This window comes from Streptomyces sp. NBC_00086, from assembly GCF_026343255.1.
Taxonomy (GTDB): Bacteria; Actinomycetota; Actinomycetes; order Streptomycetales; family Streptomycetaceae; genus Streptomyces.
Window position 1 is genome coordinate 7284756 of the sequence record NZ_JAPELZ010000001.1, and the last position, 14690, is coordinate 7299445.

A 14690-nucleotide genomic window follows, 5' to 3' on the forward strand; every position below is an offset into this window, starting at 1 on the left:
GGCGGCCCGGCCGGCCCGGCTCACTCCGGGCCGGGGGTCAGGACTTCGGCACGGTGTTGATGTGGTGGGTGCCGGCGCTGTAGAAACCGTCCACGGTGTTCTTGACATCGGCGTGGGAAACGGCCTCATCGGCCTTGTAATAGAACCAGTTGACCTTCATGTTCCACGTCCGTGAACCGCCGGTGAAGGGAAGGTCGATGAACCAGTTGCTGAAATGCATGTCCATCTTCTCGCGCGGGACGTATTTGCCGGAGCTGGTGAACAGATCCTTGCCGTCCAGCGAATAGGTGGCTTTCCCGTCCATGAAAGTGATCATCATGATGTGCCAGCCCTCAAGGCGCTGCTTCTTGAGCGCGCGGGTGACCCGGTCCGGCGGATCGGCCTTGAACCAACTCGTGGTGTCGAGTTGCGGACCCACCGAACCCCAGCCGCCGTTCGGCAGGTACTCGTAATCGAGCTCGCTGTAGTTCGGCGAGGAGTCCGAGGCGGAGATCGGGAAGAAGGTCTCGACGACGTGATCGCCGTTGCGGCCGCTGACGGGCTTGTCGCTCAGGTAGACCCGGGCGGCGAAGGTGCCGGTGAAGAGCGGGGTGCCGGTGGTCTGCACCTCGGCCTGCTTGGTGCCCTGCTTGGTGCCGTCGGTGGAGGACTGGAGCTGCAGTACCCGGCCGCCCTGAGCGGTCGGGTCGGTGGGGAAGCCGGCGCCGCCGCCGGACCAGGTGTCCTTGATCCCCGGGCCGCCCCCACCTGCACGGACCTCCCAGCCGTTGGCGGCGAGCGAGGGGTCTTCGGGACCGCTGTACCGGAAGTCGTCGAACAGGGTTCCGGGCGGTCCGGACGGGGTCGGCGAGGCGCTGGGGGTGCGCGACGCGGCGGCGTCACTGGTGGGACTGCCCGAACACGCCGCCAGTACGCACAGGAGGGCGGGCAGTGTGAGCGCGGTCCACGCGCGGTGTCGAGAGGTGCGGCGGGGCTGACTCACACGGGCTCCTTGGGGGTGGGCGTAGAGGCGGTACCTGGACACGCCCTGTGCATGAGGATCAATGACTGATCACATGAGGGGGTCATCTTAAGGTTCGCGGCGACCCGCGGAACCCCGGCCACCGGGTCCCGGCAATGGGGCCTCGGTGAAATGGTCTAGACGAATTTGGTGCGGCCGATCATGCTCCGGTCGGCTATCGGGGACCGTGCGTGGGAATCTACTGACTGGTACTGCCAATTGGCATTTCAATCCGATTACGGAGCCTGGTCAGAACGCTCCAAAAGCAGACATCGAGCCCAAGTCGATTCCGCCCGGTGCACTAGCGTTCGCCCTGCCATCCCGCGGTCTACGTACCCTGCCCTGAAAGGCCTCGCAAGGTGCGCTCAGTCATACCTTCCATTGAACGCGGGTCGGCACGGCAGGCACAGCCTGAAATGTCAGAGCCGGGCTTTGACGAGCCCGCACCCGCACCGGTTTTCGTCGACCAGTCGGGTCTGCGCGGCCGTCTGCTCCGGGGCCTCGGCTGGCCGGTCTCCGTGGTCGGCGCGATCCTGGCGATCGCCATGGGCAGCAGCCTGATCGGCATGCAGGCGGAAGCCCCGGCGATGGGCATACCCGTGCAACCCTCGCGGTCGCCCGCCTCGCCGGGCTCATCCGGGACCGCGCCGTCGCCCACCCTGTCGACCGCGCGATCCGCGCCGTCGGCGCCGTCCGGGTCATCTTCACCCGGGACGGCCACGCGGTCCGCCTCACCCCGGACGAAGCCCTCGCCCACTCCGTCGAAGACTCCGGTCACCAAACCGAAGCCGTCGGCCGCTTCGTCGGAGCCCTCGGCCGCCACCTCGAAGCCCCCGGCCACCAAGCCGAAACCCCCGGCCGCCACTCCCCGTCCGGTGGCGATCACACCGAACCCCACGGCCACCGCCCCGCCCGGGGCAGGCTCTTCGGACCGGCCGTCCGAGAACCCCTGATCGTCCGCACCACCCATCTCCAGGAGCGTCATTGTCCCGCCATCAGCGCCGCCGGCAGTCCCTGCTGAGGCCGCGCCGACTGGCCGCGCCGCCGCTGCGCTTCGTCATGCCGCTGTCGCTGTTGGCCTGCCTGCTCGCGCTTCTCGTCCTGCGCGGCCTCGCCACCAACGAGGCGTTCCACGACGATCGGATCGCGATCTCGGTCGACAAGACCACCGTGCCGAACGACCTGCTCAAGGGCGGTCCGGTCATCGACGCGCGCGGCAGCAAGAACGCGAAGCCCGTGAGCTATCACATCCCCGACCGCACCGCGGTCCTGAGCTTCGACGACGGTCCCTCGCCGCAGTGGACTCCGAAGATCCTGGACGTGCTCGCGGCCCGTGACGTCCGTGCGGACTTCTTCGTGACCGGCGCCATGACCACGCGCAACCCGGAGCTGATCCGGCAGATCGTCGCGGGCGGCCACGAACTCGGCGTCCACACCTTCACCCACCCCGACCTGGTGTACCAGTCCAAGACCCGGATCAGCTGGGAGCTGGCGCAGACACAGCTCGCGCTGGCCGGCGTCGCGGGCGTCCACAGCGCGCTGTTCCGCCCGCCGTACTCCTCCGACGCCACGGCGATGGACGACTGGAACTATCCGGTGATCAAGTACGTGGGTGCGCGCGGCTACCTCACCGCGTTCATCGACCGGGACACCGACGACTGGAAGCGGCCCGGAGTCGAGGAGATCGTCAAGGCGGCCATGCCGGCCAAGCCCGGTGCGGGCGCGCTGATCCTGCTGCACGACGCGGGTGGCGACCGTACCCAGACCATCGCCGCGCTCGAGCAGATCATCGACAAGCTGCAGGCCCAGGGCTACCGCTTCACCACCATCTCCGACGCACTCGGCGCCTCCAGCGCCACCGTGCCGGTGACCGGATACCAACTGTGGGCGGGCAAGGGCTACATCTGGGCCACCCAGTTCGCCGTGCAGACCCTGCCGGTGCTGGTCGGGCTGCTGGCCCTCGTCGGCTTCCTCAACTTCGGCCGGTTCGGGCTGATGCTCGTGCTCGCACCGCTCCACGCCCGCCGCGCCAAGAAGCGGGACGCCTGGGGACCGCCCGTCACCGGGCCGGTCACCGTGCTGGTCCCGGCCTACAACGAGCGCGAGTGCATAGCCAACACCCTCAACTCCCTTGCCGTCAGCGACCATCCGATCGAGGTGATCGTCATCGATGACGGCTCCTCGGACGGCACCGCCGACATCGTCGAAGCGATGGGCCTCCCGTTCGTCCGGCTGATCCGCAAGGTCAACGGCGGCAAGTCCAGCGCGCTCAACACCGGTATCGCGGCCGCCTCGTACGACATCATCGTGATGATGGACGGCGACACCGTCTTCGAGCCGTCCACCGTGCGCGAGCTGGTCCAGCCCTTCGGCGACCCGGAGATCGGCGCCGTCGCGGGCAATGCCAAGGTCGGCAACCGCGACAGCCTGATCGGCGCCTGGCAGCACATCGAGTACGTCCTCGGCCACAACCTGGACCGCCGGATGTACGACATGCTGAACGTCATCCAGACCATCCCCGGCGCGGTCGGCTCCTTCCGCAAGGAGGCGCTGCGACGGGTCGGCGGGATGAGCGACGACACCCTCGCCGAGGACACCGACATCACCATCGCGGTCCTCTGCGACGGCTGGCGGATCGTCTACGCCGAGAACGCCCGCGCCTGGACCGAGGCTCCCGCCAGCCTCCAGCAGCTCTGGTCCCAGCGGTACCGCTGGAGCTACGGCAGCATGCAGGCGATGTGGAAGCACCGCGGCGCGGTGACCTCCCGCGGGCCGGCCGGGCGCTTCGGCCGGGTCGGACTGCCGCTCGTCGTGCTGTTCGGCGTGATCGCCCCGCTGCTGGCGCCGCTGGTCGACCTGTTCCTGCTGTACGGCGTGCTCTTCGGGGACGCCGGGATCACCCTCACCAGCTGGGGCGGCTTCATCCTGCTCCAGGCCGTGCTGTCCTGGTACGCCTTCCACCTCGACCACGAGAAGCCCTGGTACCTGATCAGCCTGCCGATCCAGCAACTGGTCTACCGGCAGCTGATGTACATCGTCCTGCTGCAGTCCGCGATCACGGCGATGACCGGCGGCCGGCTGCGCTGGCAGAAGCTCCGGCGCACCGGCGAGGTCGCAGTACCGGTGGAGGCCTGATCATGACCGCATACACAGACCTCGGGCGTCATCAGGACACCGTCCAGCTGAGGATCCCCGCCGTCCTGCGCCAGCGGCAGGAGCCCGATCCGGAGCCGGAGCCGCAGGCGCCGTCCCCGCGCAAGGGCGGCCGCGACCGCTACCTCGACCTGCTGCGCGCGCTGGCCCTGGTCCGCGTGATGATCTACCACAACTTCGGATGGTTCTGGCTGCCCCTCGTCTTTCCGTCGATGGGCGTGATGTTCGCGCTGGCCGGCTCCCTGATGGCCCGCTCGCTCAGCCGTCCCGCGCTCGGAGTGATCCGCGGCCGACTGCGCCGCCTGCTGCCGCCGATGTGGCTGTTCGGCGCCGTCCTGATCACCCTCCAGATCATCGACGGCTGGGGCCCCGACTCCGACGGCCACCCCACCTGGTGGTGGACCAAGCTGGCGTTCTGGATCCTCCCGCTGAGCACTCCGCCGTACGCGGACGCCCTGCCCGGTTTCGGCCTGGTGGAAGGCGGCTGGGCCCTGCAGATCACCGTCCCGCTCTGGTACCTGCGGGCCTACCTCTGGTACGTGCTGCTCTCACCGCTGATGCTCTGGGCGCTGCGACGGCTTCCGTGGGTGACGCTGTTCAGCCCCCTGGCGCTGCTCATCGTCATGAACTCCTTCTTCGCCGACCAGGAGTTCATCTACGGCCGGGTCTGGGAGACCGCCAACGACTTCACCATGTTCGGCTCCTGCTGGATCCTCGGCATGGCCCACCAGGAAGGGCTGCTCAAGAGGATCCCGCAGTACGTCCTGCCGTCCATCGCCCCGCTGGTCATGGTGGCCGCCCTCTGGTACCTGCAGACCCGCCCGGTCGACCCGACCGTGCACACCGACATCGAGGCCTGGCCGATCGCGCAGGCCCTGTGGTCCCTGGGCTTCGTCGCCATCCTGCTCCACGTCAGCCCTTCCTGGGACCAGTGGCCCAGGCTGCTGGAACGCTGGAACGGCCTGGTCAGCCTGCTCAACTCGCGCGCGGTCAGCGTCTACCTGTGGCACCAGGTGGCACTGGTGGCCGCGATCCCGCTGATCGACCCCCTCTGGAGCGTCCCCTTCTTCTACGACAACCTCCAGTGGCTGCTGGCCAGCCAGTGGTTCACCCTGCTGGTGGCGATCCCGCTGGTCGGCCTCCTGGTCCTGACCTTCGGCTGGGTCGAGGACGTGGCCGCCAAACGCTCACCACGGCTCCTGCCGTACCCGCGCCGCCAACGGGGCAGGCGCCGCTCCACCGAGTGACGGGGGCCGCACCGGCATCCAGGGGCCGCTCCGGAGCGATCCGAAGCGGCCCCTCGGCCGTTCCCGGGACAGGGAACGGGACCCTGCTGATCAGGCGTGGGCCGCTGCGCCCCGCGCACGCGGCAGCGGTGTGCCGACCAGCGGACCCGAACGGCCGGAACCGGCCCTCTTGACCGTGAAGTGCACCTGGAGAACTCCGGTCCAAACGAGCGCCGCGCCCAGCAGGTGGAGCATCACGAGGAGCGAGGGCAGGGCCGTCACCGACTGGACCAGTCCCACGAGCCCCTGGCCCAGGAGTACGGCCAGGAAGACGGCCGTCTTGCGGCGCGCGGCGCCGAAGCCGTCCTCGGGCAGTGCGCGGAGCAGGGCTACGGCCAGGACCAGGACCGCCCCGGCCAGCATGCCGTGGACGATGGTCACGGCCGTCCAGTCGAAGGGCATCCGCGCCACGTCGGAAGAGTCGCCCGCGTGCGGACCGGAGCCGGTGGCGAGCGTGCCCACCACGACCAGCAGGGCCGTCACCGCGACCAAGGCCGCCGACAGCGACCGGATCCGCGCGGCGGAACGCGGCGCGAGGGGGACCGGCACGCCGGTCGGACCCTGGTCATCGCCGCCCCGCGCGCCGAGCCCGGCACCGCCGGCGGCATCGGCATCGGCATCGGCATCGGCGTACGCCGCATGCCAGGTGTACACCGCGGCGGTGAGCAGCAGCGTGGCGGCGAGGAAGTGTGCGGCAACGATGTACGGGCTCAGCCGCATCCATACGGTCACTCCACCGACGACCGCGTTGAGCACGACGATCCAGAACTGCGCCCAGCCTCCGCGCAGCACCGCGGGCATCGGCTTCTCCTGGAGCCGTGCGGTGATGATGACCCAGCCCACCACCGCGCACAGCGCCCCGGTCAGGAGCCGGTTCCCGAATTCGATGGCGCCGTGCACCCCCATCTCCGCGGTGGGGGCCAGCGTCTCTCCCGTACACATGGGCCAGTCCGTGCAGCCGAGACCGGAGCCGGTGACGCGGACGATCCCGCCGGTCACGATGATCGCGATGCTCGCCACGACCGAACCCAGTGCGGCGACTCTGACGCTTCTCGCTCCGAGCGAGTACCTGCCGGCAAGCCATGAGAAGGGAGTGCGCACGATCAGCCTTCCTCGAAGTCGCCGGGACGCGGCGCGGTGCGGGACCTCAGGGTACGCCGCGGGTCCGCCCGGTCCGGAGGGGCGTGCTTCCTGCCCTGCCGCTGCCCGTCGGAGCGCTTTATCCTGATTTCACCTATATTCTGGGAAACGTGATCGAGTCTGGACGGCCCCGGCTCCTCAGGCGCCCCGGCCAGGGATGGCTTGTGCGGCTGTCACCGGTCATCCTGACCGTCGTCATCGCCAGCTTCGCTTACACGACCCCGCCGGAAATGGCCTTCAGCCGTCTCCTGCCCGCTGCGCCGGCCCTCGCCGCCGCCATGTGGCCGGTGCTCCCCACCGTCCTGCTCGGGACGGTCTGCCTCCTCCTGATGATCGGCCTCAGCCTCGTCTTCCCCGACCTGGGGACGTGGTGGACGGCCTCCGGGATCATCGCGGTGACCGTGGCCGCCGCGTACGGAAGCCACGTCCGGCTCCAGCGGGAGCGCACGCTCCTCCAGGTGCGGCTCGTCGCCGACGCGGCGCAGCAGGTGGTGCTGAGCCCCATGCCGCACCGCATCGGCGGCATCGAGATCGAGTCGCTGTATCTGGCGGCCGCGGCGGAGGCCCGTATCGGCGGGGACTTCTACGAAGGCGTCGACACGCCCTACGGGGTCCGGCTCCTCATCGGTGACGTGCGGGGCAAGGGCCTTCCGGCGGTGGGGGCGGCCGCGGCGATCGTCAACGCCTTCCGGGAGGCGGCCTTCGGAGAGCGCTCCCTGATGAGCGTCGCACGCAGGCTGGACGCCAGCAGCACGCGGTACAACGCCGCCTTTCCCCCCGAGGGGCCGATGGAGCGCTTCGCCACCGCGCTCCTCGTCGAGATCCCGCACGAGGGCGGACGCATCGACATCCTCAACTGCGGGCACCCACCGCCGCTGATCCTGAACCGAGGGAAACTCCGTGTCCTGGACCCGGGCGACCCGTCCCCGCTCCTCAGCCTCGCGGAGCTGATCGGCGATCGGTACAGCGTCGACACCTTCGACTTCGCCCTCGGCGACGTACTGCTCCTGTACACCGACGGGATCGCCGAAGCCCGCGCCCGCGACGGCGAGTTCTTCCCGCTGACGACCTGGATGCGCCGGCAGCCGGCGGCCCCGCCCCGCGATCTGCTCACGGCTCTGCACCGTGATCTGCTCCGCTACAGCAGAGGGCGCCTCGACGACGACATCGCCGCCCTCGCCGTACGCCTGTGCGCGCCCTGAGGGCAGGCGCTGCCCCGGGGCGGTCAGCCGGCAGGCTGCCCCGCGCCTTGACCCGTACCGCCCGTACCGCCCGTCCAGCCCGGATCGCGTCCGCTCAGCCCGACCGCCCGGTCCAGCAGCGGTGCGTCGTCCGGTACGGGGACCACGGGGCCGAAGATGTCCCCGCCGTCGCCCTCTTCCCCCGCCGATTCCAGGAGGAACGCGTACGAGGTGTCCAGCGCGGCCCGATCGGGTGCGTACTCCTGGCCGGTGGCCCGGGCCAGGTCCCAGCCGTGGATCACCAGTTCGTCGACGGCCACCACACCCGCGATCTCGGCCGGCAGGTCCACGCCGCCCGCGCGGGTCATGCCGGTCCAGGCGGCCGGATCCCGCCAGGCCTCGGCCAGTTCGCCGAGGACCCGGGGCAGTTCCTCGCGCCAGCCGGCGGGGAGGGAGGGCACGGCCGTGTCGGGGGCCGTGTCCGTGGTGGAGCCCAGGTCCTTGCGGGCGGCGTCACGGAAGGCGGTGGCGAGGCCGGCGAGGTGGCCCAGCAGGTTGCCGACCGCGTACTCGGGGCAGGGCGTCGGGTCGGTGAGCCGGGCGTCCGGGACGCCCGCCGCGAGACGGGCCACGATCCGGGCTTGCGGTCCGAGGTCGAGAAGTGTCCTACCGGTCATCTGCCGCTCCTTCGGGGCCATGGGTCTGGAGGGTAGACCGGCGGCGGTGCCCGAACTCATCGCGACGCGAGCGGAAATCTCCCCCGGAGGGACGACTCGGCTCGGGAGGGGAACGAACCCCTCCCGAGCATCATGTGAGCCGGGGGGCGCCCAGGGGCCCTAGGTGCGCAGCGACACGCTCAGGGGCAGCTGATGCGGGTGTCGCCCGGGTCGGTGGTGCAGGTGTCGGAGCCCATGCCGCCGTCGGCGGTGTCGTTGGCGCCGACGCCGTCGGTGGTGGTCAGGCGGTCGTTGCCGTAGTAGCCCGTGAGGGTGTCGTTGCCCGGGCCTCCACTCAGCGTGTCGTCGCCGAAGCCCCCGTCGATGTTGTCGTTGCCGGGCCCGCCGTGGACGGTGTCGTTGCCGTAGCTCGCGCGGACGGTGTCGTTGCCGCTGAGGGCGCAGATGATGTCGTTGAAGTAGCCGCCGTTCAGGGTGTCCGTACCGCTGGTGCCGATGATCGTGCAGCCGCGGGAGTTGTTCACCGAGGTCGAGGCGCCGGCGCTGTTGTTGGCCGGGTTCGGGTCCTGGGGCGTGGCGGTGGCGGAGGCGGTGTTCGTCAGGGTGCCGGTGGCACGCGGTTCGGCCGTCACCGTGACCGTGGCGCTCGCGCCCGGTGCGAGGCTGCCGAGGACGCAGTTCGCGCTGGTCGCCGTGGTCGTGCAGGTGCCCTGGGAGGGGACGGCCGACAGGAGAGTGCCGCCGGCTCCCGAGAGGGTGTCGGTGAGCGTCACGCCCGTCGCGGTCGCGGTGGACGTCGAGGCGTTGGTGACCCGGACCGTGTACGAGGCCTGGTCACCGATGCTCACGGTCGTCGTGCCGGTCTTCGTCACCGACAGGTCGGCGGCCGGCGGGGGCGGGGTGCTGCCGCCGCCTTCGTAGCGGGCGATGCCGAAGGCGCCCAGCCCGGCCAGGCCCGCGGCCACGATCTTCCCGTCGGGCTGTACGAGCAGCCCCCGGATCTCCTCCCCGCCCAGCATGCCGGTGTACACCCGGCCGTCACCGCCGCCGAAGCCGGTGTCCAGGGTGCCGTTCGGCAGGTAGCGGGCGAGGGCGAAGTCGGAGGCCTCCTGGCTGTCCGGGTCGTCGGCCGTGCCGCCGACGAGGATCTTCCCGTCCTGCTGGAGCGTCATGTCGTACGCCACCGCCGTGCTGAGGGGCCAGACGGTGGTGACCCGGCCGCCGGTGCCGAAGGCGGGGTCGGGACTGCCGTCCGCGGTGAACCGGGCCAGTGCGAAGCCGGTGTTGGTCGTCCCGGCGGCGACGACCGCACCGTCGGACCGGACCGCCACGGCCCGGCCGAAGTCCGTACCGCCGAAGTCGGCGGTGGCCATGCCGTCGCCGCTGAAGGAGGTGTCGAGGCTGCCGTTGGACAGGTAGCGGGCCACTCCGAAGTCGAAGGCCGTGCTGCCCACGGAGCCCACCGCGACGAACCTGCCGTCCGGCTGGAGCGCCAAGCCGGTGGCCTGGCCGCCCGCGTCACCGGGGAAGGCAGGAGCGAAGCCCGCCACCACCGTGCCGTCCCCGCCGAAGGAAGGGTCGGGACTGCCGTCCGCGTTCAGGCGGGCGAGCGCGAAGCCCGCCCCGCCGCTGAGGCCCACCGCGAGGATCTTTCCGTCCGGCTGGACGACCAGGTCGGCGGCCCCCGAGGCATTCCCGAACGATTCGACGCGCACGAGGCCGGCGGTGCCGAAGTTCTGGTCGGGGGAGCCGTCGGTGTTGTAGCGGGCGAGGGAGAAGAAGCAGCAGCCGCCGCCCTCGTCCGCGACCTCCGTCCGGCCGGCGACCACGATCTTCCCGTCGGAGGGCTGTACCGCCACCGCCTCGGCCTGGTCGTCACCCCCGAAATCGCTGGTCACCCGGCCGTCACCGCCACCGAAGCCGGTATCGACGCTGCCGTTGGCGTTGTACCGGATCAGCGCCATGTCGAACGGGACGCCCGGCCCCGTGACGCGGCCGGCCACGACCAGCTTGCCGTCGCCCTGCCGGGCGACGTCCAGACCCTCGGCGTAGTCCCACGGGCCGCCGTCGTCGGGGAAGTACGTCTGGACCCTGCCGGAGTCGGCGAAGGAGGGGTCCAGGTCCCCAGGGGCCGCCAGCGCCGTACCGGGTAGTGCGAGGAGCAGCGTCAGGGCGGCTGCCGCCACCGTGGCCGCCCTTCCACCGGCGCGGGCGGGGCGGCGGCGCCCCTCGGGTGGCATGGGGTGTGCGTGGGTCATGGGCGTACGGACCTCCGAGTCGCGCCGGGCAGTGAGCAGGCAGCAGCTTCGTGCCGGACGCGCGCCCGACGGCCGAGGCGGGGGCCGGGCTAAGCCGCCTGAGGGAGGGGATCCACTCCCGTGGGCGAACTGGGCGAACTGGGAGAACCGGGCGAACCGGGAGGCAGGGGCGGCCGGGGTGAGCGGGGAGGGGCCGGCCTCCCCCGGACTCCGGCCCTCCTCAGACCACGGAGAGCAGGTCCACCACGAAGACGAGCGTCGAACCCGCCGGAATCAGCGGCGAGGGGGACTGGTTGCCGTAGCCGAGGCGCGGGGGAACGATGATCTCGCGCCGGCCGCCGACCTTCATCCCCCTGATTCCCCGGTCCCAGCCCTTGATGGCCCGTCCGCCACCCACGGCGAACTTGAACGGCTCCCCCCGGTCCCACGAGGCGTCGAACTCCTTTCCGGACGCGAAGGTGACCCCGACGTAGTGAACCCGGACGACCCTGCCCGGCTTCGCCTCGGGCCCGTCCCCGACGACGAGGTCGCGGACGGTCAGCTCCTGGGGAGCATCACCCTCCGGACGTTCGATCTCGGGCTTCGTCAGTTCGCTCATCGCAGCCTCATCGCTTCGTCGCCGCAGTCCCTCGTACGGACCGGCCGGGCGCATGGTCGGTCCATGCAGCAGACGATCACGCTACTCCGCATCACCGTCCGCGGCGGCACGGCATGGGCCGCGCTCGCCCCGGCCGGCTACGCCTCTTGTTCGGTCTCGACCTGCGCGTGCCAGTCCCGTTTGACGGCGCTCCACGCCTCGTCGCTCTGGCCCTGGCGCCAGTAGCCGGAGAGGGAAAGGTGTTCGCGCGGGACCTGCCGCTCCTGGCGGAGGTGGCGGCGAAGTTCCTTGACGAAGCCGGCCTCGCCGTGGACGAAGACGTCCGGGGTGCCGTCGGGGAAGGCGAACGAGGTGACCGCCTCCAGGAGCGCTTCGCCGATCGGGCGCTCGCCCCGGTGGAGCCATACCGGGACGACACCGTCCGGGGTCACGACCTTCTGTTCCTCCGCCGGGCCGGACACCTCGATGAAGGCGTGCACGGTGGCCCCCCGCGGCATCCGTTCCATGGCCACGGCGATGGCCGGAAGCGCGCTCTCGTCCCCGGCCAACAGGTGCCAGTCGGCCGTCGGTTCGGGTGCGTAGGAGCCACCGGGGCCGATGAAGTACACCCGCTCGCCCGGCTGGACCCGGGCCGCCCACGGACCGGCGAGGCCTTCCTCGCCGTGGACGACGAAGTCCACCGACAGCTCCAGCAGCTCCGGATCCCAAGCGCGCACGGTGTAGACCCGGTTGCGCGGCCACTCCTCGCGCGGGAACGCCGCTCGGATGTGCCCCATGTCCCAGGGCTCCGGGTAGGTGACGCCCTCGGCCGCGAAGAGGAGTTTGATGTAGTGGTCGGTGAAGCGGTCGGCCGCGAACCCGGCCAGTTCCTCACCGCCCAGGACCACCCGCACCATGTGCGGGGTCAGCTGCTCGGTGCGCACGACGCGTGCGGTCCCGGTCTTGCGCGCGGGCCGTTCGGCCACGACGCCTCCTCCACGTGAGAGTTCGGGTGATGAGGGCCTGGGGCCCCGGGAAGGCGCAGCCTACTGGGCGAGGGATTCCGGGGCCGTGACGCCCAGCTCCCGAGCGCGCTCCAGCAGGTCCTGCCGCACCTTCGGTGCCACCGGGATCCCCTGGCGCCGGCCGTCTTTACGATCGCTGGTCACGGCAGCCGTCTCGGCCGTCCGGTGGTGTTCTACGGGGCGCGGTGGACGCGGGCGAGGACGAGGACCGTGTCGTCGGTCGGCGGGGTGGGCAGCAGGCTCGCGAGGATGCCGTCCGCCGCCTGTTCCAACGGCCTTGGAGCTCCTTGCAGTTCGCTGCGCAGTGCTTCCAGACCGGCCTCGATGTCCCGGCCGCGTGCCTCGATGAGGCCGTCGGTGTACAGGGCGAGGGTCGCGTTCGCGGGGAGTTCGATCTCGGTCGTCCGGAAGGGGAAGCCGCCGACGCCGAGCGGAACTCCGAGGACTTCGTCGATGGTCTCCACCGTGCCGTCCGGTCGGAGCACCAGGGGCGGGGGATGGCCGGCGCTGGCGATGCGGGCGCGGCCGGTCTTCGGGTCGTAGACGATGTGCAGGCACGTCGCCAGCTCGATGCCGGCCTCCCGGGCGCACGCGTCGAGCTCGGTGAGCAGCTCGGCGGGCTCGCTGTCGTGCCTGGCCAGGGCCTTGGTGGTGATGCGCAGGCGCCCCATGGCCGCGGCGGCCGACACTCCGTGCCCCATCACGTCGCCCACCACGAGGACGACCCGGCCGTCGGGCAGGCTGATCACGTCGTACCAGTCGCCACCGACCTCGGTGATCCGGCTGCCGGGCACGTACCGGTGGGCCACGTCCACGTACGGGCTGGTCGCCAGCGCGCTGGGCAGCAGGGCCCGCTGCAGCGTGAGGGCGATGTCCTGGACGCGGCTGTACAGGCGGGCGTTGTCCAGGCAGATCGCGGCGCGTGAGGCGAGCTCGCCCGCAAGGCTGACGTCGTCCCGGGTGAAGGGCGGCCGGTCCCCGGACCGGCCGAACATGGCGATTCCCTGGACGGTGCCCCTGGCGATGAGCGGGGCGACGAGGACGCAGGCCAACCCGCTCTCGGCGAAGAGCCGCGCGCGTGACTCGATCAGGACGGTCCGGGCCAGGAACTCCTCGTTCACCACGGCGGAGATCGCCCGACCGGTGCGCAGCATGTCGTGGATGACGGAGCCGGGCGGATACCGCACCGTCTCCACCCCGCTCACGAGTTCGGTGGCCGGAGGGGGCAGGATCGTCCCGGAGGCGATCCTGCGGGTGATCAGCAATCTCGCCGGGTCGAAGACCTCGTCCTCGTCCATCCACTCCACGACCTCGACCACGGCGCCGTCGCAGAAGTCCGGCATCGACGCGTCGACCAGCTCCTGGGCGGTGATGTTCACGTCCAGGGTCGTCCCGATACGCGTGGAGGCCCCGTCCAGCAGGGCGAGGCGCCGACGGCTTGCGGTGGCTTCCAGGATGGCCTGTTCCCGGTCCGTCACGTCCACCATCAGCCCGCCCACTCCGGGGCGCGAGCCGACCGCCTGACTCAGGGGGAAGAAGCTCACCGACCGCACCTGGTCACGGTCCGGATGTCCGCGCGGGCGCAGACCGACCAGCGTCCCCACGACCGGCGCTCCGCCCAGCGCGACGTCCCGGAGCATGCGCTGGTACTCGCCGCCGTCGGACATGATCATGAACTCGTCCATGCGCCGCCCGAGGTGCGCCTCGATCGGCAGGCCGTCCATGTCGGCGAGCGCTTGGTTGAGGTGGACGTACCGCAGGTCCGGGTCGAGCATGACCAGACCGATGGGGCAGGTCTCGAAGAGTGCGTCGAGGAAGGCGAGGTTGGTCTTGACCCGGTCGAGCTCGTCACTGCGGCTCGCCAGGACCATCACCACCGAACGCCCTGCGGCTCCGGTCACGGAGAAGGCCCGGAAGCCGCACTCGAAGACGGTGGCGTCACGATGCCGCGCCGCCAGCCGCCCCCTCCAGTACCCGAGGGTCCGGCCCCGCTCCGTCAGCCGCGTACAGGATTCGGATCCGCTGCGAGACCCGTCGGCGAAGAGGACGGCGCCGGGCCCGGACAGGACCGAGGCGGAGTCGTACCCGAAGAGGTCCCGCGCGCCGGGCCCCCAGTAACAGACGCGGTCGCCGTCATCGATGCCGAGGACGGCCACGGGCACGTGCTCCAGCAGTGTCCCGGGCTCGGACCAGAACGGGCCGTGAGCCTCCTCGCCCCCCGGCAGAGCCGATGGCACGAGACGTCCCCTTCCACCCGCCGTTCCCTCCATTATGCGGGCCCCACGCGACGGTGCGCGGCGGGAAGCGTGCCGCGGCGGGCGCCGTGGTGGCCGCCCGAGGTCAGCCGGAAGCGGCAGCCATCGCCATCTGGCTCCGAGACCTCACCAAGGAGC

General features: G+C 71.0%; 12 protein-coding genes. 3 read left to right on the forward strand and 9 right to left on the reverse strand.

The features are described from left to right. Positions 1-37: 37 nt before the first annotated feature. Both OG276_RS33025 and OG276_RS33030 read right to left on the reverse strand, forming a co-directional pair. Positions 38-982, reverse strand: a complete 945-nt coding sequence (locus OG276_RS33025) for a glycoside hydrolase family 16 protein (RefSeq protein ID WP_266910983.1) — start codon at positions 980-982, stop codon at positions 38-40. Between the two features lie 346 nt (positions 983-1328). Beyond that, positions 1329-1985, reverse strand: a complete 657-nt coding sequence (locus OG276_RS33030; RefSeq protein ID WP_266910985.1) for a hypothetical protein — start codon at positions 1983-1985, stop codon at positions 1329-1331. 74 nt (positions 1986-2059) lie between these two features. Here OG276_RS33030 and OG276_RS33035 point away from each other — a divergent pair, with 74 nt between their 5' ends. Together OG276_RS33035 and OG276_RS33040 are read left to right on the forward strand one after the other, a co-directional pair. Next, complete coding sequence (locus OG276_RS33035) at positions 2060-4135, forward strand: bifunctional polysaccharide deacetylase/glycosyltransferase family 2 protein (RefSeq protein WP_266913325.1); 2076 nt, start codon at positions 2060-2062, stop codon at positions 4133-4135. 2 nt (positions 4136-4137) lie between these two features. Then, positions 4138-5400: an acyltransferase gene (locus OG276_RS33040; protein WP_266910987.1), complete on the forward strand. Its 1263-nt coding sequence runs from the start codon at positions 4138-4140 to the stop codon at positions 5398-5400. A gap of 90 nt (positions 5401-5490) precedes the next feature. On the opposite strand, the gene OG276_RS33045 is transcribed toward OG276_RS33040, so the two are convergent. Further along, entirely contained in the window at positions 5491-6540 is a 1050-nt protein-coding gene (locus OG276_RS33045) for a heme A synthase (RefSeq protein ID WP_266910989.1), read from the reverse strand. Between the two features lie 203 nt (positions 6541-6743). On the opposite strand from OG276_RS33045, the gene OG276_RS33050 reads away from it, so the two are divergent. Further along, positions 6744-7781 carry a PP2C family protein-serine/threonine phosphatase gene (locus OG276_RS33050; protein WP_266910991.1) on the forward strand — a complete coding sequence of 346 codons (1038 nt, stop codon included), beginning with the start codon at positions 6744-6746 and terminating at the stop codon, positions 7779-7781. A 23-nt stretch (positions 7782-7804) separates the two neighbouring features. Here OG276_RS33050 and OG276_RS33055 read toward each other — a convergent pair whose 3' ends face one another. The 6 genes from OG276_RS33055 to OG276_RS33080 all read right to left on the reverse strand — a co-directional run bounded on the left by OG276_RS33055 (position 7805) and on the right by OG276_RS33080 (position 14534). Next, positions 7805-8437 carry a TIGR03086 family metal-binding protein gene (locus tag OG276_RS33055; RefSeq protein ID WP_266910993.1) on the reverse strand — a complete coding sequence of 211 codons (633 nt, stop codon included), beginning with the start codon at positions 8435-8437 and terminating at the stop codon, positions 7805-7807. 179 nt (positions 8438-8616) lie between these two features. Next, the gene (locus OG276_RS33060; RefSeq protein ID WP_266910995.1) at positions 8617-10695 is read right to left on the reverse strand and encodes a calcium-binding protein; all 2079 of its coding nucleotides are present in this window, start codon (positions 10693-10695) and stop codon (positions 8617-8619) included. Positions 10696-10915: 220 nt separating this feature from the next. Next, positions 10916-11293 (reverse strand): FKBP-type peptidyl-prolyl cis-trans isomerase, encoded by a 378-nt coding sequence (locus OG276_RS33065; protein WP_323182386.1) that lies wholly within the window; start codon positions 11291-11293, stop codon positions 10916-10918. Between the two features lie 137 nt (positions 11294-11430). Continuing rightward, complete coding sequence (locus OG276_RS33070; protein WP_266910997.1) at positions 11431-12258, reverse strand: siderophore-interacting protein; 828 nt, start codon at positions 12256-12258, stop codon at positions 11431-11433. 60 nt (positions 12259-12318) lie between these two features. Further along, positions 12319-12441: a hypothetical protein gene (locus OG276_RS33075; RefSeq protein ID WP_266910999.1), complete on the reverse strand. Its 123-nt coding sequence runs from the start codon at positions 12439-12441 to the stop codon at positions 12319-12321. A 29-nt stretch (positions 12442-12470) separates the two neighbouring features. Then, positions 12471-14534, reverse strand: a complete 2064-nt coding sequence (locus OG276_RS33080; protein ID WP_266911001.1) for a SpoIIE family protein phosphatase — start codon at positions 14532-14534, stop codon at positions 12471-12473. Positions 14535-14690 lie beyond the last annotated feature (156 nt).